The sequence below is a fragment of the Pseudomonas sp. BMS12 genome, from assembly GCF_001592875.1.
Lineage (GTDB): Bacteria > Pseudomonadota > Gammaproteobacteria > Pseudomonadales > Pseudomonadaceae > Aquipseudomonas.
This window is the reverse complement of sequence record NZ_LSOF01000006.1, coordinates 259,825-281,811: the sequence shown is the minus strand read 5'-3', so window position 1 is coordinate 281,811 and position 21,987 is coordinate 259,825. Positions and strand designations below refer to the sequence as shown.

Genomic DNA, 21,987 nt, shown 5'->3' with positions numbered 1-21,987 from the left:
GACTGATTCGGTGTAAACCTGAGAATTCGGAGAACCATCATGCTTAAACAATTCCGCCCGGCCATCGCCATGCTGGGCCTGATGACCCTGATCACCGGCGTGGCCTATCCGCTGAGCGTCACCGGCGTGGCCCAGCTGGCTTTCCCCGAACAGGCAGGTGGCAGCCTGGTGCACGACGCCCAGGGTGAGGTGCGCGGCAGCGCGCTGTTGGCGCAGAACTTCAAGGGCGACCAGTGGTTCGAGCCGCGGCCGTCGGCCGCTGATTTCGCCACCGTGGCCAGCGGCGCCAGCAACCTGGCGCCGAGCAACCCGGCCCTGGCCGAGCGCATCGCCACGGATGCCAAGCGCCTGCAGGGTGAAGAGGCGGGGCCGGTACCCATGCAACTGGTTACCACCTCCGGTAGCGGCCTCGACCCGCACCTGTCGCCGCAGGCGGCGCACTTTCAGATCGGGAGGATCGCGGCGGCACGTGGCCTGCCGAGCGCCAGCCTGGAACGCCTGGTCGAGCAGCATACCGAGCGGCCCCTGGTCGGCCCGGCGGTGGTCAACGTGCTGGCGCTGAATCTAGCGCTGGCGGACAATCGCGCCTTCGCAGGTAACGAGAACGCTCCATGAGTGACGCGCAACGCGCCGATGCCTTGCTGGCCGAGATGCCCCACGAGGGGCGCGGCCGGCTGAAAGTCTTCCTCGGCGCGGCACCCGGCGTGGGCAAGACCTTCGCCATGCTGCAGGCGGCGCAGGCGCAGCTGCGCCAGGGCGTCGACCTGCGCGCCGGCGTGGTCGAGACCCATGGCCGTGCCGAGACCGAGGCCATGCTCGCCGGCCTGCCGCAGCAGCCACTGCGGCATCTGGATTATCGCGGCATGCCCCTGGCCGAGATGGACCTCGACGGCCTCTTGGCCAACCCACCCCGACTGGTATTGGTCGACGAGCTGGCCCACAGCAACGTCCCCGGCAGCCGTCACGCCAAGCGCTGGCAGGACGTGCAGGAACTGCTCGACGCCGGCATCGACGTCTACACCACGGTCAACGTCCAGCACCTGGAGAGCCTCAACGACCAGGTGCGCGACATCACCGGCGTACAGGTGCGCGAGACCCTGCCGGACTGGGTACTGCAGGAGGCCGACGAGATTCTGCTGATCGACCTGCCGCCACGCGAGCTGCTCGAACGCCTGCGCGACGGCAAGGTGTATGTGCCGGAGCAGGCGCGCGCGGCCATCGACGCCTTCTTCAGCCAGACCAACCTCACCGCGCTGCGTGAGCTGGCCATGCAGACCGCGGCAGCGCGGGTCGATGCCGACCTCAACCGCCGTTATCGCCAGCAGGGCCAGGAGGCGCCGAGCGTGCGCGGTCGCCTGCTGCTCGGCATCGACGGCGACGCCCAGGCCGAGCGCCTGGTGCGGCATGCCAGCCGGGTCGCCGAGCGCCGGCACATGCCTTGGTCGGTGGTACATGTGGACACCGGCGGCGAACGCGACGAGGAACGCCTTGGCAACCTGCAGGCCGCCCAGCAACTGGCCGAGCGCCTGGGGGGGGAAGTGGTGTTGCTGCGCGGTGGCTCGGTGGCCGACTCTTTGGTCGAGCATGCCCGCGAGCGCCGTGCCGGCCTGATTCTGGTCGGCCGTAGCCGCACCCGTCTGCGCCGGCGCTGGCGCCTCGGTCGCGGCCTGGCCGAACGCTTGCTGAGTCTGGGCAGCGGCCTGGAAATCAGTGTGCTGGACACCGAAGCCGAGCAGCGCCCGACTCGTGCCGCAACCCATGTTCCCGGCGCCTGGGGCGATTACCTGGTAGCCCTGTTGGCCACCGCGGTGGCCAGCCTGATCGCCTTCGGTCTGTCGCGAGTGCTGGCCCTGCCGAATATCTCCCTGGTGTTTCTCGCCGCCGTGCTGGTGGTGGCGGTGCGCAGCAGTCTTGGCCCGGCACTGGCCTGTGCTGGGCTGTCGTTCCTGGCCTACAACTTCCTGTTCATCCCGCCGACCTGGACGCTGACCATCGAGCGCCAGGAGGACGTGCTGACCCTGCTGTTCTTCCTGATGATGGCCGGCCTGACCGGCAACCTGGCCAGCCGTCAGCGCCGCCAGCTGCAGGCGCTACGGCGCAATCAGGCGGAAACCACGGCGCTGCTCGAACTGTCGCGCAAGCTGACCGCCGCCACCGACCGCCAGGCGGTGCTGGCCGCCGCCATGCAGCAGTTCGGCCAGTGGGGCGATCTGGAGATAAGCCTGCTGTCACGCAGCCGTGACGGCGTGTGGAAGGTCGAAGCGGGTGTCCAGCGCCTGCTCACCGAACAGGAGCGTGCCGCCGCCGACTGGGCCTGGCAGCACGAGCAGCCTGCGGGCCTGGGTACCGGCACGCTGCCGAACGGGCGCTGGTGGTGGTGGCCCTTGACCAGCGGGGAAGGACCGTTGGCACTGCTCGGCGTGTCCCCCAGGGACGAGCGGCCGTTGAGTCCCGAGCAGCGTCGTCTGGTCGGCGCCCTCGGTCAGCGCCTGGCCCAGGCCCTGGAGCGTGCGCAGCTGGCCGCGGAGCTTGAGGCGGCGCGCCTGCACGGGCAGACCGAAGAGCTGCGCAGCGCGTTGCTCGCCTCGGTGTCACACGACCTGCGCACGCCGCTGACCGCCATGCGCGGTTCGATCGACAGCCTGCTGGCCCTCGGCGAACAGATTCCTCTGGCCGACCGCCGCGAGCTGCTGGAAGGCACCCGCGACGAAGCCGAGCGCCTCGACCGCTATATCCAGAACCTGCTGGACATGACCCGTCTGGGGCATGGTGGCCTCAAGCTGGCGCGCGACTGGGTGGCGCCGGCCGATATAGTGGCCAGCGCCTTGCAGCGCCTGCACCCGGTGCTGGCGCCGCTGCAGGTCGAGACCGCGCTGCCGGCCGAGTTGCCGCTGCTCTATGTGCATGCGGCGTTGATTGAGCAGGCGCTGGTCAATGTGCTGGAGAATGCCGCGCGTTTCTCGCCGAGCCAGGGGCGCCTGCGCGTGGCGGTGGAGGCGGACGGTGAAGAGTTGCGCTTTGTCGTCAGCGACCAGGGGCCGGGCATACCCGAGCATGAGCGGGAAAAGATCTTCGATATGTTCTATACGGCGGCGCGAGGTGATCGCGGCGGCCAGGGCACCGGCCTGGGCCTGGCGATCTGCCAGGGTATGCTCGGCGCCCACGGCGGGCGGGTCAGCGTGGGCGAGGGCCTGGATGGGCGCGGTGCTAGCCTGATCCTGCATCTGCCATTGCACCCGCAGCCGCTGGCGGAAGAAGAGTAGGGCGCATCCGGCGCGAGCTGAGTGAACGAGTGATATGACGAGTAATCAAGCGACCCTGCTGGTGATCGACGACGAAGCGCAGATTCGCAAGTTCCTGCGCATCAGCCTGGCGGCTCAGGGTTACAAGGTGCTGGAAGGCGCCAATGGCGCCGAGGGCCTGGCCCAGGCCGCGCTGGGCAAGCCGGATTTGGTGGTGCTCGACCTCGGCCTGCCGGACATGGATGGTCAGCAGGTGCTGCGCGAATTGCGCGAGTGGTCGCAGGTGCCGGTGCTGGTGCTCTCGGTGCGAGCCAGCGAAGGCGAGAAGGTGCTGGCCCTGGATGGCGGCGCCAACGACTACGTGACCAAACCCTTCGGCATCCAGGAGTTTCTTGCCCGGGTGCGCGTGCTGCTACGCCAGGCCGGCTCGGGCGAGCAGCAGGCGGTGGTGGTCAGCAGTGGTCCGCTGAGTCTGGACTTCGCCTATCGGCGGGTCAGCCTGGACGGCGTGGAGGTAGCACTGACGCGCAAGGAATACGCCGTGCTGGCCATGCTCGCCCGCCACCTCGGCCGGGTGGTCACGCAGCAGCAGTTGCTCAAGGAGGTCTGGGGGCCGAGCCATGTTGAGGATAGCCACTACCTGCGCGTTGTGGTTGGCCATCTGCGGCAGAAACTCGGTGATGACCCCACCGCACCACGCTTTATCCTCACCGAGGCCGGCGTCGGCTACCGACTGCGCGAGTTGTAGGCTGGCCCGCAGCGCACCCTCTAGAGATGGTCGTGCTCGTACTTGTCCAGGGTATCGCTGGCGATCTGCCGGCCGAGCATGATCAGCTCCGGCGCCTTGTGGAATTCGAAGAAGCGGCAGGCGCGCTTGGGTACGTTAATCAGGATGTCCGGTGGGTAGCCGGCGATCTTGTACTGCGCCAGCGAGGTCTGCATGGTCTCGAAGCTCTGGTTGATCAGCTCCAGCAGCGAGGCCGGGCCGACGTTGCCGATGACCTGTGAGTCGCTCGCAGACTTGGGCGCGCTTTCCGGCTCGGCGGGCTTCTTGGGCTGGCTCGGCTCGATCCAGGGGTTGTCCACGGCCACCAGCGCTTCACCTTCCTCTTCTTCGTCCGTCTCGCGGCGCAGGAAGGGCAGGCGGGTGCTGAGCGAGCCCATCAGCTGGTCGATCTTGCCCTTGATTGCCGCCGGCCGCTCGATCACCGGCAGCTGGTACTGCTTCTGGTTCAGGGAGTTGAGGTTGACCGCAACGATGAGGTCGCAGTGGCTGGACACGACAGGCACGATCGGCAGCGGGTTGAGCAGGCCGCCGTCGACCAGCATGCGGCTGCCCTGGATGACCGGAGTGAACAGGCTGGGAATGGCCGCCGAGGCGCGCATGGCCTTGTGCAGGCAGCCTTCCTGGAACCAGATTTCCTGCTGGTTGCTCAGGTCGGTGGCGACTGCCGTGTAGGGAATGGCCAGGTCCTCGATATCGATCTCACCGACTATCTCGTGGATCTTGCCGAACACCTTTTCGCCGCGAATGGCGCCGAGGCGGAAGCTGACATCGAGCAGGCGCAGCACGTCCAGGTAGTCCAGGCTCTCGGTCCACTCGCGGTACTCCTGCAGTTTGCCTGCCGCGTAGATGCCGCCGACCACCGCGCCCATGGAGCAACCGGCAACACAACCGATCTCATAGCCTCGGGCTTCCAGCTCCTCGATCACGCCGATGTGCGCATAACCGCGCGCCCCACCGGAGCCCAGTACCAGTGCCACTCGCTTGCTCATTGCATATCCCCCGGAAAACACCTCGAACATACCCGCCCAGATCGGATGCGCCAAGGACGTACTGCTAGAATCGCCAGCGTGCCGGCACTTTGCCGGATACGCTGGATCAAAGCAGCGACCCCACTCTCAGGAGATAACCCATGACAAGAATCGCCACCCTGGCTCTGCTGTCGCTTGCCCTGGTCGGTTGTGCCGGCAAGACCGCCTACCGTGACAGCTGCGCCAATCAGCTGGATGCCGCCTGGCGTGAATTGGACATCGCCAAGGCCGAGGGATTCGCCGGTACCGTGAGTTATTCCAAGGCGCTGGCGCTGCTGACTACGGCCAAGACCTCGCAGCAGTTCGAGGGTTATCAGAGCTGCACCGAGGATTCGGAAAAGGCACGCTTCTATATCCGTGAATCCCGCGCGGGACGTTGACCGACATGCAGCTCGATTTTTCCTCGCTAACGCCCCTGGAGGCCTATCGCTGGCTGGCTTCCAGTGTCACGCCACGGCCCATCGCCTGGGTTTCAACTCGCTCGGCCGCAGGCGTCGACAACCTGGCACCGTTCAGCTTCTTTCAGGTGATCAGCGATCGCCCGCCGACTCTGATGGTCAACGTCAACCTGCGTGATGACGGCAGCCTCAAGGACACCCTGCGCAACGTTCAGGAAACCGGCGAACTGGTCATCCAGCTGGTCGACTTTGCCCAGGCCGAGGCGATGAACGCCAGCTCGGCGACCCTGGCGCCGGGTATCAGCGAATTCCAGCATTGCGCCATTGCCAGCCTGCCCAGCAGCCGTGTGGCGCCCCTGCGGGTGGCCGCTGCGCCCGTGGCTTTCGAATGCCGAGTGGCGCAGATCCAGGCCTACCCGGCGCAGGACCCGAGCTGCCATCTGATCTTCGCCGAGGTTCTGTTGGCGCATATCGACGACGCGGTGCTCGACCAGCGTGGGCGCATCGATCCGCAGCGTCTGGATCTGATCGGTCGCCTGGGCGGAAGCGGTTACTGCCGGACGCGGGACGGCTTCGAGATGGCCCGTCCCTGAGTGGCTTCGTGAGCAAAGATTGCAGCGCGCTTTGCCTGCTCGGCGCAGACCAGTAGCATCGGAGTTTTCCCCTGCTGGAGAGCTGCGATGCGGCAGAAGATGGATGCCTGTCTGGATGCGATCAACCAGGTGCTGTTGGGCAAGGATCAGCAGGTGCGTCTGGCCCTGACCTGCCTGCTGGCGCGCGGTCATTTGCTCATCGAGGACTTGCCCGGTATGGGCAAGACCACCCTCAGCCAGGCCCTGGCGCGGGTGCTGGGCTTGAGTTTCCAGCGCATCCAGTTCACCTCGGACCTGCTGCCCGGCGACATTCTCGGTACCTCGGTGTTCGACAAGGACAGCGGACAGTTCGTCTTTCACCCCGGACCGATCTTCGCCGAGCTGGTGCTGGCCGACGAGATCAACCGGGCCACGCCGAAGAGCCAGAGCGCACTGCTCGAAGCCATGGAGGAGGGCCAGGTGACCATCGAGGGCGCTACCCGGCCGCTGCCGGAGCCGTTCTTCGTCATCGCCACGCAGAACCCGGTCAGTTCCGGCGGCACCTTCGCCCTGCCGGAATCGCAGCTGGATCGTTTTCTCATGCGCCTGTCGCTGGGCTACCCGGCGCGCGCGGCGGAGAAGTCCCTGCTGCTGGGCGAGGCCCGGCGCGATCTGCTGCCGCGCCTGGAGCCCGTGCTCAACCATGCCGAGTTGGCGGCCATCCAGGCGCTGATTCCACAGGTGCGTACCAGCGATGCGCTGGTGGACTACGTGCTGCGCCTGGTCGAGGCCACTCGCAGCGAGCCGCAGTTCGCCTGGGGCCTGTCGCCACGGGCCAGCCTGGCACTGCTGGCGGCAGCGCGGGCCTGGGCCTTCCTGGCCAACCGCGACTATGTGATTCCCGAGGATGTGCAGGCGGTGCTGCCGGCGGTAGTCGGCCACCGCCTGCGCGAGCGTGCGGACCCGGCCGGGCATGGCGGCGGCACCCTGGTGCAGTGGCTGCTGCGCGAAGTGTCGGCGGTCTGATGAGCCTCAAGACGCGCTGGCGGCGCTGGGTCGCCCGGCGGATTCCGGCGGCGGCGCAGGTGCAGCTGAACCAGCGGCGCATCTTCATCATGCCGGACCGGGTCGGCGCGGCCTTCACGGTGCTGCTGGTGCTGATGCTGCTGGCCGCCATCAACTACGAGAATAGCCTGGCCTATGGGCTGACCTTTCTGCTGGCGGCGATCTTCGTCATCGCCATCCTGCACACCTACCGCAATTTCAGCGGGCTGATTCTCAAGGCGGGCGCCAGCGGCGCGGTGTTCGCCGGCGAACAGGCACGTTTTCGCGTGCGCCTGGAAAGCGCCGAGCATGCCCACCAGGCCATTGCCCTGGGCTGGCCTGGCCAACCCCTGCAGACGCTGGACGTGCCGCCTGGTAGCGAGCGTGAATGCGAGCTCGGCCTGCCGGCGCTGCGCCGCGGCTGGCTGCGCGCGGAGCGCATGCGGGTGGAGAGTCATTTCCCACTGGGCATTCTGGTGGCCTGGAGCTGGGTCGACCTGGACCAGAGCGTGCTGGTCTATCCCCGTCCGCTGGCGGGCGATCTGCCGCTGGCCAGCGGCGCGGGCGAAGATGCCGAGGAGGAGGGGCGCCGCGCCAGCGGCCAGGGCGCCGACGACTATCAGGGCCTGCGCAGCTACCAGCCCGGAGACTCGAAGCGGCGCCTGCACTGGAAAGCCTTCTCGCGCGGTCAGGGCCTGCTGGTCAAGGACTTCGCCGCCCTAAGCGGGCGTGATCTGTGGCTGGATTTCCAGGCCCTTGGTGGCGACGCCGAGGAGCGTCTGTCGCGCCTGTGCCACTGGGTGCTGCAACTGGATACCCGCCAGCAGCCCTACGGCCTGCGCCTGCCCGGCTGCGAGCTGGCACCGGACTATGGCGAGGGCCATCGCGAGGCCTGCCTGCGGGCGCTGGCGCTCTATGGTGAGCGGCGATGAGCGCGCTACCGGCCATCCCGCGTATCGCCCTGACCTGGCTGCTGGTAGCCCAGGTGCTGGTGATCCTGCCGCACCTGCTGCATCTGCCGCCCTGGATCGCCGCGCTCTGGCTGTTCTGCGCCGGCTGGCGCATCCAGGTGTTCCGCATGCGTGCGCGCTTCCCCAATGGCCTGGAGCGGGCTGGGTTGATGGCGGTTACGGCTGCCGGGGTGTTCCTCTCGCGAGGCAGCCTGATCGGTCTGGATGCCGGCGCCGTGCTGCTGGTGGCTGCCTTCATCCTCAAACTGGTGGAACTGCGCAGCCGGCGTGACGCACTGGTGCTGATCTTCCTCGGCTTCTTCGTGGTGGTGGTCGCCTATCTGTTCGACGACAGCCTGCTGGCTGCGCTGTACAGCCTGCTGCCGATCACCGCCTTGCTGGCGGCCTTGATCGGCTTGCAACAGAGCAGCTTGTCTGCGCGCCCGCTCGCCACCATCAAACTGGCCGGCGCGATGATGTTGCAGGCGCTGCCGTTGATGCTGCTGCTGTTCCTGCTGTTTCCGCGCCTGGGGCCGCTGTGGAGCCTGCCCAACCCGCAGCGTGGGCTCACCGGATTGTCCGACAGCATGGCGCCGGCCGACGTGGCCGAGCTCAGCCGCTCGGCGGCGCTGGCCTTTCGGGCCAGTTTCGACGGCCCGCCACCACCACGCAGCGAGCTCTATTGGCGCGCCCTGACCCTGGAACACTTCGATGGGCGGCGCTGGTCGCAGTCCTGGGGCGCCCAGCAGCAGGGCGCGCCGCAGTGGCGCAGGCAAGGGGAACCGCTGTCCTACAGCATCATCATGCAACCCAGCGGCAAGCCCTGGCTGTTCGCCCTGGATGTTGGCTTGAGCAGCCTGCCGGGCGTTCGGCAGATGGGCGACTTCCGCCTGGAGCAACCGCGCCCGGTGCTGCAGAACCTGATGTATGAGGTGCAGTCCTGGCCAGCTGCGCTGCGCGAGCCGCAGCTGCCGGCGCCGGTGCTGCGGCGCAGCCTGCAACTGCCGGAAGGTGGCGACCCGCGCAGTCGCCAGTGGGCCGCACAATTACGCCGGGAGCATGGCAGCGATACCCAGGCGCTGGTGGCGGCCCTGCTGCGGCACTTCAACCAGCAGCCCTATGTCTACACCCTCAAGCCGCCGCCGGTGGGCCTGGACAGCATCGACGAGTTCCTCTTCCGTACTCGCCGGGGGTTCTGCGCGCACTATGCGGGTGCGATGACCTTCGTCCTGCGCGCGGCGGGTATCCCGGCGCGGGTGGTCGCCGGCTACCAGGGCGGTGAGTTCAACCAGTCCGGCAATTACCTTGCGGTGCGTCAGTACGATGCACACGCCTGGGTCGAATATTGGCAGGAAGGCCGCGGCTGGAGCAGTGTCGACCCAACCTTCCAGGTGGCGCCGGAACGCATTGTGCTGGGGCTGGAGGAGGCCCTGGCCGAGGAGGATAGTTTTCTCGAGGATTCGCCATTCTCGCCCCTGCGTTACCGCGACCTGGCGTGGCTCAACGAGTTGCGTTTGGCCTGGGACAGCGTCAACTACAACTGGCAGCGCTGGGTCCTCGGTTATCGCAGCGAGCAGCAGCTGGGGCTACTGCAACGCTGGTTCGGTACGCTCGACTGGCAGCGTCTGGCGCTGGTGATGGTGGGCGGCGGTGGGACGCTGCTGGGTCTGCTGGCGCTATGGTTGTTCAAGCCCTGGCGTCGTGAGCGCGATCCCCAGCAGCGCCAGTTGCGCCGCTTCGAGTCATTGCTGGCGCGCCATGGCCTGCGTCGAGGCAAGGGCGAGGGCGTACGCGACTTCGCCGCTCGTGCGGCGGCATTGCTGCCGCGCCAGGCCCAGGCACTTGAGGCTTTCGCCAGGGCCTTCGAGGCGCAGCGCTATGGCGGCGCAGGTTCTGCGCCCGAACAAATACGCGCCAGCTTGCAGCGCTTGCGCCGGGAGCTGCCCTGGCGTCCGCTGAAAAGGAGTGACGGATGAACGCTTTGAGCTCCGCGCTGCAGAAACGCATCATCGCGCAGCAGGTGCGCCTCTATGCCTGTTGCGCAAGGATGCAGGCGCATACCGACGACGAAGCACTGCACGATTTGCGCATCGCGGTGCGGCGTCTGCGCAGCTTGCTGCGCCCGCTACGCAAAGACCCCTTGTGCGCGGCATTGGAGCAGGCCGCTGGCGCGCTGGGCCGGGCCAGTGGCCCGCTGCGCGACCTGGAGGTGCTGGCGGCTGAATTACAGCTGCGCGGTCAGGCTGCAGCGGCCCAGCGCCGTCTCGCCGAGCGCACCGAGGGTTACAGCCAGCTCTTGGCCGGCGTGCCGCTGCAGCGCCTGCAGATTCGTCTGGACGAATGGCCGCAGGATTGCCGCGATGCCCAGCGCGATGGCAAGTGGCTGGTCAGCGGCAAACGAGTCGAGCGTGACCTGGCTCGGCAGGCGCGCAAGCTGGGCGAAGCGCTGCGCGTGCCGGAGCCAGATCGTCATCGCCTGCGCTTGCTGATCAAACGCCTGCGTTACTGCGCCGAAGCCTGGCCTGCATATGCCGAGTTGAGCGCGGATGCGCTGCAGGCCCTGCGCGAAGCCCAGGGCGCGCTGGGCGACTGGCACGACCATCTGCAGTGGTTGCTGCGAGTGCAGAGCGAGGCGGACCTGGCGCCTTGCGCCGAGTACTGGCGCACTTGTCTCGTCACCGCCGAGCAGCAGGCCGATGCCTGTCTGCAGAAGCTGGCCCGACATTTCCCCTGAGAACCTATTCACGATCTGCTGCGCATCGGAAAAACTGCGTTAAAAGTGACTTCGGCAAGCAGCTTGCTGCTAACGCGCTTAGCGTGGTCCGAAGGGGGAGCGGAGCGAGTCATGCTCATTTACCACCCCTAAAGTCGAATGCGAGCCCAGTGCGTTCCTCAGTCACTTTTGCTTTTTTCTCTAGCTCGCGAGAGCGTGATCAGGTTCCGAGCCCCATTGCAGAGCCGTATGGGTGGCCATATCGGCGCTGATTTGGCCGCATAGTCTCTCCCGCTGGCACATGCTTTTCTCTAAGCTTGAGGCTGCATGAAAGGAGATTGCGCATGACCTTCGCTGAACTGATCCACGCGGTGCATACCCGTCCGCAGCATGTCGTTGTTCCGCCCTTGTGGGGCCAGGGCCGCGCGACCTTCGGCGGCCTGGTGGCTGCCATGTTGTATGAGGCCATGCGCCTCAAGGTGCCGGCCGGGCGCCCGGTGCGTTCGCTGTCCATCACCTTTGTCGGGCCCATGCTGATGGGCGAGGCTGCGGCCTTCGAGGTGGAAGTGCTGCGCGAGGGCAAGTCGGTCAGCCAGGTGCTGGGGCGAGTCGTGCAGAACGGTAGCATGGTGGCCATGGCCCAGGGCAGTTTCGGCGCCTCGCGGGTGTCTGCGGTGCGCGTCGAGGCCGAGCCGGCGCCGGCGATGAAAGCCGTGGAGGAATGCCAGGAACTGCCCTACATCAAGGATGTCACCCCCGAATTTACCCGCTTCCTGGCCATGCGCTGGGGGCAGGGCGGCATGCCGTTCAGCAACACGCCGTCGCGCCACATGGGCGGCTGGGTACGGCTGCGCAGTGACGTGAGTCATGACAAGGTCAGCGAGACCCACCTGCTGGCCCTGGTGGATGCCTGGCCGCCGGCCGTGTTGTCCTACCTCAAGGCGCCCGCGCCTGGCAGCTCGCTGACCTGGACCATCGAATTCGTGCACCCGCTGCCGAGCCTGACCACTCACGACTGGTGCCTGTACCAGGCCGAGATCGAACATGCCCTCGACGGCTACGGCCATATCGCCGCGCGCCTGTGGACGAAGGACGGTCAGTTGCTGGCGCTGAGCCGGCAAACCACCACGGTGTTTGACTAAGCCTCGACCAGCGGCAGATCGAAGAAGGCCCGGGCCGTAGCTGTCGTATGTGCGGCCACGGTTTCCGGGCTTTCGCCTCTGTGCAGTGCCACTTCACGCAAGACTTCACCGAGAAAGGCCGGCTCGTTGTGCCCGCTCTTCGGTTTCGGCCGCAGGCTACGCGGCAGCAGGTAGGGAGCGTCGCTCTCCAGCATCAGGCGGCCGGCAGGGATATCGCGCATCAGCGGATGCAGGTGGGTGCCCCGGCGCTCGTCGCAGATCCAGCCGGTGATGCCGATATGCAGGTCGAGGTCCAGATAGGCATAGAGGCTGTCCTTCTCGCCGGTGAAGCAGTGCACCACGGCGGCGGGCAACTGGTCGCGGAACTGGCGGAGGATGGCGCTCAGACGCTCGCCGGCTTCACGCTCATGGAGGAACACCGGAAGCTGCAGTTCCACCGCCAGGGCCAGCTGCTCTTCCAGGGCCTTCTCCTGTTGCGGGCGCGGCGAGAAGTCGCGATTGAAGTCCAGCCCGCATTCACCCACGGCGCATACGGGACCTTCGACGAGTAGGGCACGTAGCTGGCGCGCGCTGTCGGCAGTCCATTGGCTGGCATCGTGAGGGTGAACGCCGGCGGTGCTGAACAGGGTGTCGCCCGCTTCATCCAGCTCGCGGCAGAAGTTCAGGGCGTTCTCGCTTTCCTCCAGACTGGTGCCGGTGAGTACCAGTTGGCGCACGCCGGCATCGCGGGCACGGGCGAGTACCGCGTCACGCTCCCGCGCAAGGCTGGGGTGGGTCAGATTGACGCCGATGTCGATGAGTTGCATGGTGCTACCTCACTGGCCTGGCTGGGCAGCATAGCAGAGCTCGTGTTTCGATAATAAATTCATTAAATACAGATGCTTATGTATGTCTGTTGATGTCACTTGTCAGCATGGGCTGGCCATTTGAAGCGCCGTGTGCGAGGCTCCGCGCCCCGCGCGCAGGAACCATCTGTCGCCGGGACGCTCTCAGTCGCTCGGGTCGCAGCATGACCCGGCACTACCCGGAGGCCGGATGACCCGCGCGCTGCTGTTTCTACTCTGCTGCCTGGCGGTGTTGCCGGCCCACGCCCGCCTCAGCGGTCTGGGCGGGCATGCGCCGGCGCCGAGCACGCAGCGCGACCTGGCGCAGATTCGTAAGAGTGGTGAGTTGCGTGTATTGGTCAACCAGAGCCGCAACAGCTCCGGCGAGGTCAAGGGACAGGTCATCGGCGTCGAATACCACCGCCTGCGCGCCTTCGAGCAATACCTCAACCGCAATGCCCGCGATGGTCGCAGCCTGCGCATGAAGATCATCCCGAAAGCCAAGGACCAGCTGCTGGCAGCCCTGCAAAAGGGCGAGGGCGACGTGGTGGCCCCCGGCGAGCTGCTCGATGTGCACCCTGGCTTGGGGATCAGTGCCAGTCAGGCAATCCGCAGCAATGTGCCGCTGGTGGTGGTGGGCAATCGCAACAACCGGCATTACCGCAAGCTCGACGACATGGCCGGGCGCAGCCTGGTGCTGCCGCTGGGTAGTGCTGCCGGCGAGGCGTTGCGCGAGGTCAACCAGCGCCTGGCGCAACGCAAGCAGCCGCCGATCGTGGTGGAGTGGGCGGATAGCAGCCTGGCGGTCGAGGATGTGCTGGAAATGGTGCAGGCCGGAATCTACCCCTGGACTGCCGTGGAGCTGCCGATTGCCGAACGCTGGCTCAAGGTCATGCCCAGGCTGCGCATCGAACGCCATCTGGTGCTGAGCAAGGCGGGCGACATGAGCTGGTTCGTGCGCCGCGATGCGCCGATGCTGCGCGCCAGTGTCGACCGTTTTCTCAGTAGCTACCGGGTGCCGGACGATCAGGACTCGGCATTCCAGCGGGTCTATCGACGCTCCTACAAGGTGCGTAATCCGCTGAACCAGGCGGATCGTCGACGCCTGGAGCGAGTGCGCGCGGTGCTGCAGAAGCACGGCGAGCAACAGGACCTGGACTGGCTGCAACTGGCGGCGATGGCCTACAAGGAGTCCACCCTCAATCCAGCTGCGCGCGGGGCGTCCGGGGCCACCGGCCTGATGCAGGTCACTCCAGGTGCAGCGCGCAGTGTGGGTGTCGGCAATATCCAGGTGTTGGACAACAACGTGCTGGCCGCGACTCGCTACATCGCGCGGATTCGTCGCGAATTCTTCGCCAGCCGGCAGATAGCCGATAGCGAGCGTCGGGCCTTTATCCTCGCCGCCTACAACATGGGGCCACAGCGGGTGCAGAGCCTGCGTGCGGAGGCTCGCAGGCGTGGACTCAATCCAAACCAGTGGTTCTTCCAGGTAGAGCGGGTGGCCATGGAGAAGATGGGGTTGGGCGTGGTCAGCTATGTCAACAGCGTGAACAAGTACTACATTGCCTATGATCGTGAGCGTTTTCTGCTGGAGCCCACGCAGGCGAAGTCGCGGCAGTAAGCGATCGAATTATTCGATTTTAATTAGCGTTAAATTGCGCTTTTAGCATCCATAAATTCGAATAGTATGTGCCTCACCAACACCTCACACCTATAAAGGACCTGGCACATGAGCAACCTGATCAAATCCCTGATGTCTTCCAACGCCGGCTACGGCATCACCCTGCTGCGGGTGGTCACCGGCCTGACCTTCGCCGCCCACGGCTCGCAGAAACTGTTCGGCTGGTTCGGCGGTTACGGCCTGGAAGGCGTGGGCCAGTGGATGGAAAGCATCGGCATCACTCCCGGCTACCTGATGGCGGCCCTGGCCGGCAGCGCCGAGTTCTTCGGCGGCCTGGCTCTGGTGGTCGGCCTGCTGGTGCGCCCGGCGGCGTTGTCGCTGCTGGTATCCATGCTGGTGGCCATGTTCGCGGTGCATTGGGCCAATGGCTTCTTCATCACCAATAACGGCTTCGAGTACGCCATGATCCTCGGTCTGATCAGCGCTGTGCTGATGGTTGAGGGTGCCGGCAAGCTGTCGCTGGATCGCATCATCGCCCGCTGATTTCAGGGCACGCAGCGCAGCAGCGCTCTGTACTCAAGACAACGCCGCGACTCTCTTGCAGGGTCGCGGCGTTTTCGTTGCTGGGGCGCCAGTACGCGCCCCAGGTCGCTTCGAGGCGCTCTCGCTCTACGCTGAAAATCAGGGTTTCTCCTTGGCCAGTGCCAGCTGCTCGGCGGCATCCAGGCGCAGCCGCTCGCGTTCGTCGAAACGCTCCGCGGCAAGACGTTGCAGCGCAGCCTGACGGTCGGTCTCACTGAGACCGCCGTTGGCTTCCAGCTTGGCTTTCGCCTGGCGGTAATCGCTGAGGCGCTGTTGCCACTGCTGGCGCTGACGATCGAGGGCCTCCAGGCGGCCAGTGGCTTCGGCCCCGACCAGCTGCAGTCGCAGTTGGCGGATCTGCTCGCTGCTGGCGCCACTGGCCTGCAGGGCGGCAGTTTGCTGGCGTAGTTCGCTTTGCAGTTGCGGTACCAGCAGCTCCTGCATGTCCTCCGGAAGGCCAGCACGCAGCTGATCCAGGGCCTCGGCTTTCTGCTGGTCACTGAGGCTGCTGTCGTGACGGATGGCCAGGCGCTGCAGGGTGAACTGGTTGTAGGCCTCTTCCTGGCCGAAGAACGCCTGGTGTGCCTCAGGGCTGAACAGGCCGGCCCGCAGCGCCTGCACGGCCTGTTCGCGCTGGCGCATGGCATCCAGGCTGGCCATCTGTGGCAGGTCCTTCTCCAGTTGCACCAGCTGCCGCTTGTAGTCGAGGTATTGCGCGAGCAGTGCCAGGGCCTGGCTCTGTGCCGGTTCCTGCAACTGGTTGCGGATATAAGACTGCAGTCTGGCCAGACTGGCCTTCAGGCTTTCTTCGCCATAGGCGCTGAGGAAGTAATCGAAGATGCGCCGGATATCCATGCTGACGAGCAGGTTGCCGGCGGCATCCAGGCGAAATTGGCCATCGACCTGAGTACCGGCAAAGGAGGGCGGCAGTGGCGCGCTGGCCGCGGCTTGCGCAGGTGTTGCGCGGTATTCCGGCCGTGCTGTCGCTACCTGAGTCGATGCATCGGTTTGGGGTAGGGTGACACCAGCCTCGCTATTGGGGGCTGCGCCGGGTTCGAGCGGATTGAAATAGAAGGTAGCGGCGATACTGGCGCCGATTAGCAAAGGCGCGGCAATCAGTAGTGGTTTGTTCACGGCATGACTCTGCGGCTGAAAAGTGATCGGGGCCCTTAGGCCCCGATGGCTGGCTCACAGGCCGGCTTGCTTGAGGCGGTTGGCCTGTTGGCGATACACGGTGACCGGGTCGGTCTCGAACAGGCTGGTCAGGCCGAAGGTCTGGTTGACCTCGTCGAGGTGGTTCATCCGGTAGTTGTCGCGGATCACCTTGCCCAGGTGCGAGCTGCAGCGCCCGACCAGGCCGTCGTTGGCTTCGTCGAAGGTCAGGGAGCTGGCGCCCAGCAGCAGGTCGCTGACGTCGAGGAAGTTGGTCAGCGGGCTGGTGCCACTCCAGGAGTAATAGCTGACACCGTTGACCTTGTAGGCACCCTCGCCGCAGGCACTGGTCGGGATACCCTGCGGGTACTTGGCGTTGAACACAGCGGCGCCCTGGCTGTTCAGCGATTCGAGCGAGCCCAGGGCGTTCTGCGGCGAGGTGCTGGAGCTGCCGGAAAGGAAGTTGATCAGTGCCCCCAGGCCATTGACGATGCCGGCGAGCAGCGCTTCCCCGGCCGAGCCTGGCGGGATCTGGCGCAGGAAATCGGCGGTGTCCGAACCCTTGTGCGGCGCGCCGACACTGGTGACCGAGGCGACCAGATCCGGCCTGATGGCGGCGACGTAGCGCACGGTCGGGCCGCCGTGACTGTGGCCAACCAGGTTGACCTTGCCCTTGCCGCTGATGGCGGCGATTTCCTCGACCTGTTCGAGCAGCTCTTCGCCGCGCAGTTCGGAGGTGTTCAGCTGGCTGACTTCGGTGATGTACACGCTGGCGCCATCGGAGCGCAGCGCGGAGGGAATGCCGTACCAGTAATCGATGCCGAGGATGCTGTCGAAGCCGAGCATGCCGTGGGTCAGGACGATCGGGTATTTGGTCTTGGTGTAGCCGGTGGAGCCGAACAGGCCGGCCTCGGCCTGGCCGGACAACAGCAGGCTGGAACCGACACAGAGGGCGAGCAGAGTCTTCTTGTTATTCATGTTGTGCTCTCGAACGGTGAATAGGCAGTGGGCCGTCCCTGTGTTCAGCCATCCGCGCCCATCCTGGGGCGAAACTTCAGCTGGCTGATGCAGGGCAGGATCTATGCCATAAAGCGCAAAATTAGAACGACAGCTCTAAACGGGCGTTTGCGACGCAAGCCCCGCAGAGACTGGTCTTAGGAATCGATCAGGGGGTGTTACTGGGGGAAACAGTCAGTGCAGTGGCCAGGTGTCGATCAGCCGGTAACGGGGGCCGATCGTCACGAACTGAGAGCTGAACAGGGCGAAACTGTCTACGCGCCAGGTGAACTGAAAGGCCTCGCCCGCGGTGGGTGCCTGCGCCTGTCTGGCCAGGCTCAGGTGTGGGCGGTAGCCGCGCTCTTCGCGGGTGAAACCTGCCTGTGTCAGCTGGTCCTGCAGGTTGCGTTGCAACCTCAGCAACGCGGTGGGTGGTTGGCTTGGTGCAAGGTGTAGCAAGCCGCCGCGCCAGCAACCAAGTTGGTCGAGTTGCAGTTCGAACGCCTGCTCGCCGCGTAGTTGCGAGGTCAACGCCTGCAGCTCAGGCAGGCGGGCCGCGGGTTGACTGCCGAGAAACACCAGGGTCAGGTGCAGGTCTTCTGGGTGCACCAAGGCCCCGTCGCAGGCCAGTTGCTGGCGCCAATCGGCAATATGTGCCGCCAGCGGCTCAGGCACGGGCAGGGCAAAGAACAGGCGCAGTTTCTCGGACATCGGTTCTCCTGGCTGCAGGCGGCTTGACAGAGCGGTGCCGGCATTTTTAGCATCGCACCCCATAGCGCCGATTTAAGAGCAACTTGCGGGGCGCTGCCCGGTTGGGCGAATACCGCTAAAGCGCTGGCCGGTGTCGCCTCTCACCGCAGTCCAGCCGGACTATGAGGCTGAGACTGCATTCCCATGAGCTGCCCACGCGCCCATCTGCATTTTTCCCCCTTGCCGCATGCTGCGGTCAATCGCCATCCCCATGTGCTGCTGGTCGGCAGCCATCAGCCGAACTTGTTGAAGAACCTGGAAGGCTGGCCCAAGCATTGGCCGGCGGCGCGTAATTTCCTCATCCGCTTTGCCAGTCCGCAGGCTCAGGAGCTCGCGCGCCTGCCCAACGACAGTTTCGATCTGGTGGTGGTCGGCCCGGAGGCCGCGCCGGTGCGCGATGAGTTGATCGGTCAACTGCTGCGGGTTGCCCGTCAGGGCCTGATCAACCTGCGTTGAAGGTCGGGTAGTCGATGGCGGTGATGTAGAACGCCTGCTCGCCGCCGGGCGTCTGCACCAGGACTTCGGCATCCAGGGCCTTGCCGACCAGGGCGCGGGCCAGCGGCGAGTCGATGCTGATCAGGCCTTGCTTGAGATCCAGTTCGTCCGGGCCGACGATGCGGTAGCGGGTTTCTGCTCCGTCGTCGTCCTCCAGGGTTACCCAGGCACCGAAGTAGACCTTGTTCGGATCGGATGGGCGGCTGTCCACGACCTTGAGACTCTCCAGGCGCTTGGTGAGGAAACGCACCCGGCTGTCGATCTCGCGCAGCATCTTCTTGCCGTAGATGTACTCGGCGTTCTCCGAACGGTCGCCGAGCGCGGCCGCTTCGCTCACCGCCTGGGTTACCTGGGGGCGCCGTACATGCCACAGCTCGTGCAGCTCGGCGCGCAGGCGAGCTTCGCCTTCGGGCGTGATCAGCGGGGTTCCGGCGGTGCGAGGTGGACGATAGCGGCTCATGGTGCTGGCAAGTAGTGGACGGCCGAGCATTCTAGCAATGACAGCGCGGACATGATCAGATCTCGCGCAGCACGGTCAGCGGCGAGGCGTTCAGCGCTCGGCGCGTGCCCCAGATGCCTGCCGCGCCAACCAGCAGGGCGCCGATCAGCGGCAGTACCAGCAACCAGGGGTGCGGTTGCCACTGCAGCTCCAGGGCATAGCGATACAGCAGGAAACTCGCCAGTTCGCAGCCGAGTGCAGCCAGCAGGCCGCTGGCTGCGCCGAGCAGACCGAACTCTGCACGTCGGGCCTTGAGCAGCAGGCGCCGCTCGGCGCCAAGGGCGCGGAGCAAGGCGCCCTGGCGCAGGCGTTCGTCGAGGGTCGCCTGCAGGCCGGCAAACAGCACCGCCAGGCCGGCGGCGAGCACGAACAGCAGGACATACTCAACGGCCAGGCTGACCTGCGCCATGATGCTGCGCAGTTGCTCCAGCAGCGCCTCGACCTGCAGCAGAGTGACCGCAGGGAAGGCACGCGCCAGTTCCACCAGCTGCTGCTCGCTGTGTGGCGGCAGATAGAAGCTGGTCAGGTAGGTAGCGGGCAGGTCTTGCAGGGTGCCCGGCTGGAAGATCATGTAGAAGTTCGGCTGGAAGCTGTCCCATTCGACCTTGCGCAGGCTGCTGACCTGGGCTTCCTGTTCGAGGCCGCCGACATTGAAGGTGAGCCTGTCGCCCAGCTTCAGGCCAAGGCTTTCGGCGAGTCGCGACTCCACCGATACGCCCGGTAGTCCATCACCTCGTTCAGCTTGCCACCAGTGGCCAGCCAATACCTGGTTGCCTTCCGGCAGGTCAGCGGCCCAGGTCAGGCTGAGGTCGCGCTGGATGGCTCGTTCGCCCTGGCTTTCCTTGCTGGCTATGCCCTGCACCGGCTCGCCGTTGATCAGCACCAGGCGTCCGGCTACTACCGGGTAGAGCGGCAGCGTCTGCGGCGCCAGGGTGGCGAGGTGCGCGGCGAAAGCCTCCTTCTCGGCGGGCAGCACGTTGAGCGCGAAATGATTGGGCGCTTGCTCGGGCAACTGATTCTGCCAGGTGTCCAGCAGTTCGCCACGCAACAGGGCGATCAGCGCCATGGACATGAGGATCAGACCGAAGGCCAGCGATTGCCCGGCGGCGGCCAGTGGATGGCGTAACAGTTGCCCCAGACCCAGGCGCCAGGGTAGGGCGGCGCGTGCGAGCAGGCGCCGCATGCCCCGGAGGCCGAGCAGGAGCAAGCCGCCGAGCAACAGGGTGGCGAGCAGGCCGCCGCCAAGCAGTGCCAGGGTCAGCTTCAGGTCCAGGCTCAGGCGCCACATGATCAGGGCCAGGGCGAGCAACGCCGCCCCATATACCAGCCAGGAGCTGGGCGGGACGGGCAGCAGGTCACGGCGCAGTACACGCAATGGCGGTACGCGCCCGAGCGCGGCCAGTGGCGGGAGCGCGAAACCGGCCAGGGCGACCAGGCCGACGGCAATGCCAGCCAGCGCCGGCAAGAGCCCACCGACTGGCACGCCCGGAGGCAGTAGGCCGTGCAGCAGCTTGAATAGCACCAGTTGGCCAACCCAGCCCAGCAGCGCGCCGGAGACACAGGCGAGCAGGCCGAGCATGGCCAGTTGCAGGCTGAACAGGCTCAGGGTCTGGCGCCGCGAGAGGCCCAGGCAGCGCAGCAGAGCGCCGGTATCAAAATGGCGCACGGCAAAACGGCTGGCCGAAAGTGCCACGGCCACGCCCGCGAGGAGCACCGCCGCCAGGCTGGCCAGGTTCAGATAGCGCTCGGCGCGGCCAAGGGCGCCACCGATCTGGCGATTGCCGTCGCGGGCGTCTTCCAGGCGCTGGTGTGGTGCCTTGTCCTTTTCCACGGCCTGCCGGTAGCTGGCCAGTGCTTGGGCAGCGCCGCGCCAGAGTTCACGGTAGCGCACCCGGCTGCCAGGCTGGACCACGTCGGTCGCGGCCAGGTCGTCCAGATGCATCAGCACGCGCGGAGTCAGGCTGTAGAAGTCCCCGGCCCGATCCGGCTCGTGGGTCAGTACCCGAGTCAGGCGCAACGGTAGGTTGCCGACCTCGATGCTGTCACCAACTTTCAGGTTCAGTGCGGCGAACAGGCGGGCTTCCGCCCAGGCCTCGCCCGGCTGCGGGCCGGGACCTGGCCGCTCGGCGGCATAGGGTGCGGCGGCACTCTTCAGCTCACCGCGCAGGGGATAGCCGCTGCTGGCAGCCTTGACGCTCGCCAGTTGAATGCCCTGATCGGTTGCGATGACGCTGGAAAACTCGACCAGTTGGGCATGCGTCAGTCCCAGACGTTGGCCAGCCTCGATCTGTTCGTGCGTCGCCGGTGAACTGCCGCTGAGCACCAGGTCGGCGCCGAGAAACTCGGTGGCACGCAACAGCATCGCGCCATTCAGTCGTGCGCTGAAGTAACCGATGGCGGTACTGGCCGCGACAGCGATGAGGAGTGCAAAGAACAGTACGCGCACTTCGCCTGCACGTACATCGCGCAGCAGCTGGCGCCAGGCCAGAGGCAGCAGGCGCGGGCTCATCAGGGTTCCACGCTGTCGATCAGGCGGCCGGCGTCGAGGCGGATCATGCGCCGGCAGCGATGAGCCAGGCGCTCCTCATGGGTGACCAGTACCAGGGTGGTGCCGCGTTCCTGATTGAGTTGAAACAGCAAGTCGCTGATGTGCTCGCCGGTATGGCTGTCGAGATTGCCGGTAGGTTCGTCGGCAAACAGGATCGCTGGATCGGCGGCGAAGGCTCGGGCGATTGCCACCCGCTGCTGTTCACCACCAGACAACTGGCGCGGGAAGTGCGTGAGCCGATGCTGCAGGCCGACTCGTTGCAAGAGCTCGCCGGCACGCTTGCGAGCATCCGCACGACCTTCCAGTTCGAGCGGCAGCATGACGTTCTCCAGCGCGCTGAGGTTGTCCAGCAACTGGAAGGACTGGAAGACGAAACCGACCTGTTCCGCGCGTACCTGGGCGCGGCGGTCTTCGTCCAGGGTATGCAGGGCATGGCCGGCCAATTCGACTTCGCCGGAGCTGGGTAGATCGAGCCCCGCAAGCAGGCCGAGCAGGGTGGATTTGCCCGAACCGGAGCTGCCGACGATGGCCAGGCTGTCGCCACCCGCGAGGTCGAAGGAGATATCCAGCAGGATGGCCAGCTCGCCTTCCGTGCTGGGAACCACTTTGCTAAGGTGCCGCGCAGAAAGAATGCTTGCGCTCAT

Annotated in this window: 21 protein-coding genes; 13 read left to right on the top strand and 8 right to left on the bottom strand. The window is 66.0% G+C overall.

What is annotated here, in order from left to right:
- Positions 1–39 precede the first annotated feature (39 nt).
- From kdpC to AYB31_RS07360, 3 genes are read left to right on the top strand one after another with little or no spacing between them, the layout of a single operon-like run.
- The gene (kdpC, locus tag AYB31_RS07370) at positions 40–615 is read left to right on the top strand and encodes a potassium-transporting ATPase subunit KdpC (protein WP_068827269.1); all 576 of its coding nucleotides are present in this window, start codon (positions 40–42) and stop codon (positions 613–615) included.
- Positions 612–3,263 carry a sensor histidine kinase gene (locus tag AYB31_RS07365; protein ID WP_068827267.1) on the top strand — a complete coding sequence of 884 codons (2,652 nt, stop codon included), beginning with the start codon at positions 612–614 and terminating at the stop codon, positions 3,261–3,263. The genes kdpC and AYB31_RS07365 overlap by 4 nt, the downstream gene beginning before the upstream one ends.
- Positions 3,264–3,297: 34 nt before the next feature.
- The gene (locus AYB31_RS07360) at positions 3,298–3,990 is read left to right on the top strand and encodes a response regulator (RefSeq protein WP_068827265.1); all 693 of its coding nucleotides are present in this window, start codon (positions 3,298–3,300) and stop codon (positions 3,988–3,990) included.
- 20 nt (positions 3,991–4,010) lie between these two features.
- Here the strand turns inward: AYB31_RS07360 and AYB31_RS07355 are convergent, their stop codons facing one another.
- Positions 4,011–5,018, bottom strand: coding sequence for a patatin-like phospholipase family protein (locus AYB31_RS07355; protein ID WP_068827263.1), 1,008 nt, complete (start codon positions 5,016–5,018; stop codon positions 4,011–4,013).
- A 140-nt stretch (positions 5,019–5,158) separates the two neighbouring features.
- Here AYB31_RS07355 and AYB31_RS07350 point away from each other — a divergent pair, with 140 nt between their 5' ends.
- From AYB31_RS07350 to AYB31_RS07320, 7 genes are all read left to right on the top strand, one after another.
- Positions 5,159–5,437: a hypothetical protein gene (locus tag AYB31_RS07350; protein WP_068827261.1), complete on the top strand. Its 279-nt coding sequence runs from the start codon at positions 5,159–5,161 to the stop codon at positions 5,435–5,437.
- Positions 5,438–5,442: 5 nt separating this feature from the next.
- Positions 5,443–6,048, top strand: a complete 606-nt coding sequence (locus AYB31_RS07345; protein ID WP_068827313.1) for a flavin reductase family protein — start codon at positions 5,443–5,445, stop codon at positions 6,046–6,048.
- Positions 6,049–6,135: 87 nt separating this feature from the next.
- On the top strand, positions 6,136–7,053 hold the full coding sequence (locus AYB31_RS07340; protein WP_068827259.1) for an AAA family ATPase: 918 nt from the start codon (positions 6,136–6,138) through the stop codon (positions 7,051–7,053).
- Positions 7,053–8,003 carry a DUF58 domain-containing protein gene (locus AYB31_RS07335; protein WP_068827257.1) on the top strand — a complete coding sequence of 317 codons (951 nt, stop codon included), beginning with the start codon at positions 7,053–7,055 and terminating at the stop codon, positions 8,001–8,003. Before AYB31_RS07340 ends, AYB31_RS07335 begins: the two co-directional genes overlap by 1 nt.
- On the top strand, positions 8,000–9,997 hold the full coding sequence (locus AYB31_RS07330) for a transglutaminase TgpA family protein (RefSeq protein ID WP_068827255.1): 1,998 nt from the start codon (positions 8,000–8,002) through the stop codon (positions 9,995–9,997). Before AYB31_RS07335 ends, AYB31_RS07330 begins: the two co-directional genes overlap by 4 nt.
- Positions 9,994–10,755 (top strand): CHAD domain-containing protein, encoded by a 762-nt coding sequence (locus AYB31_RS07325; protein ID WP_068827253.1) that lies wholly within the window; start codon positions 9,994–9,996, stop codon positions 10,753–10,755. The genes AYB31_RS07330 and AYB31_RS07325 overlap by 4 nt, the downstream gene beginning before the upstream one ends.
- A gap of 323 nt (positions 10,756–11,078) precedes the next feature.
- Positions 11,079–11,876 (top strand): acyl-CoA thioesterase, encoded by a 798-nt coding sequence (locus AYB31_RS07320; RefSeq protein ID WP_068827251.1) that lies wholly within the window; start codon positions 11,079–11,081, stop codon positions 11,874–11,876.
- On the opposite strand, the gene AYB31_RS07315 is transcribed toward AYB31_RS07320, so the two are convergent.
- Positions 11,873–12,682: a TatD family hydrolase gene (locus tag AYB31_RS07315; protein ID WP_068827249.1), complete on the bottom strand. Its 810-nt coding sequence runs from the start codon at positions 12,680–12,682 to the stop codon at positions 11,873–11,875. The genes AYB31_RS07320 and AYB31_RS07315 overlap by 4 nt on opposite strands.
- Positions 12,683–12,911: 229 nt before the next feature.
- Between AYB31_RS07315 and AYB31_RS07310 the strand changes: the two genes are divergently transcribed.
- On the top strand, positions 12,912–14,321 hold the full coding sequence (locus tag AYB31_RS07310) for a transglycosylase SLT domain-containing protein (RefSeq protein WP_068827247.1): 1,410 nt from the start codon (positions 12,912–12,914) through the stop codon (positions 14,319–14,321).
- A gap of 108 nt (positions 14,322–14,429) precedes the next feature.
- Positions 14,430–14,864 carry a DoxX family protein gene (locus AYB31_RS07305; protein ID WP_068827245.1) on the top strand — a complete coding sequence of 145 codons (435 nt, stop codon included), beginning with the start codon at positions 14,430–14,432 and terminating at the stop codon, positions 14,862–14,864.
- Between the two features lie 138 nt (positions 14,865–15,002).
- On the opposite strand, the gene AYB31_RS07300 is transcribed toward AYB31_RS07305, so the two are convergent.
- From AYB31_RS07300 to thpR, 3 genes are all read right to left on the bottom strand, one after another.
- Positions 15,003–16,037 carry a lipase secretion chaperone gene (locus tag AYB31_RS07300; protein WP_068827243.1) on the bottom strand — a complete coding sequence of 345 codons (1,035 nt, stop codon included), beginning with the start codon at positions 16,035–16,037 and terminating at the stop codon, positions 15,003–15,005.
- Positions 16,038–16,091: 54 nt separating this feature from the next.
- Positions 16,092–17,033 carry a triacylglycerol lipase gene (locus tag AYB31_RS07295; RefSeq protein WP_068827241.1) on the bottom strand — a complete coding sequence of 314 codons (942 nt, stop codon included), beginning with the start codon at positions 17,031–17,033 and terminating at the stop codon, positions 16,092–16,094.
- A 213-nt stretch (positions 17,034–17,246) separates the two neighbouring features.
- Positions 17,247–17,762 carry an RNA 2',3'-cyclic phosphodiesterase gene (gene thpR / locus AYB31_RS07290; RefSeq protein WP_068827239.1) on the bottom strand — a complete coding sequence of 172 codons (516 nt, stop codon included), beginning with the start codon at positions 17,760–17,762 and terminating at the stop codon, positions 17,247–17,249.
- Between the two features lie 183 nt (positions 17,763–17,945).
- Between thpR and AYB31_RS07285 the strand changes: the two genes are divergently transcribed.
- Positions 17,946–18,257 (top strand): hypothetical protein, encoded by a 312-nt coding sequence (locus AYB31_RS07285; protein ID WP_068827237.1) that lies wholly within the window; start codon positions 17,946–17,948, stop codon positions 18,255–18,257.
- Here AYB31_RS07285 and greB read toward each other — a convergent pair.
- Genes greB through AYB31_RS07270 form a run of 3 tightly spaced genes read right to left on the bottom strand, consistent with a single transcriptional unit; the run spans position 18,244 to position 21,987 of the window.
- Positions 18,244–18,756 carry a transcription elongation factor GreB gene (greB, locus tag AYB31_RS07280; RefSeq protein ID WP_068827235.1) on the bottom strand — a complete coding sequence of 171 codons (513 nt, stop codon included), beginning with the start codon at positions 18,754–18,756 and terminating at the stop codon, positions 18,244–18,246. The genes AYB31_RS07285 and greB overlap by 14 nt on opposite strands.
- A gap of 55 nt (positions 18,757–18,811) precedes the next feature.
- Positions 18,812–21,304, bottom strand: coding sequence for an ABC transporter permease (locus AYB31_RS07275; RefSeq protein ID WP_068827233.1), 2,493 nt, complete (start codon positions 21,302–21,304; stop codon positions 18,812–18,814).
- Entirely contained in the window at positions 21,304–21,987 is a 684-nt protein-coding gene (locus AYB31_RS07270; RefSeq protein ID WP_068827231.1) for an ABC transporter ATP-binding protein, read from the bottom strand. The genes AYB31_RS07275 and AYB31_RS07270 overlap by 1 nt, the downstream gene beginning before the upstream one ends.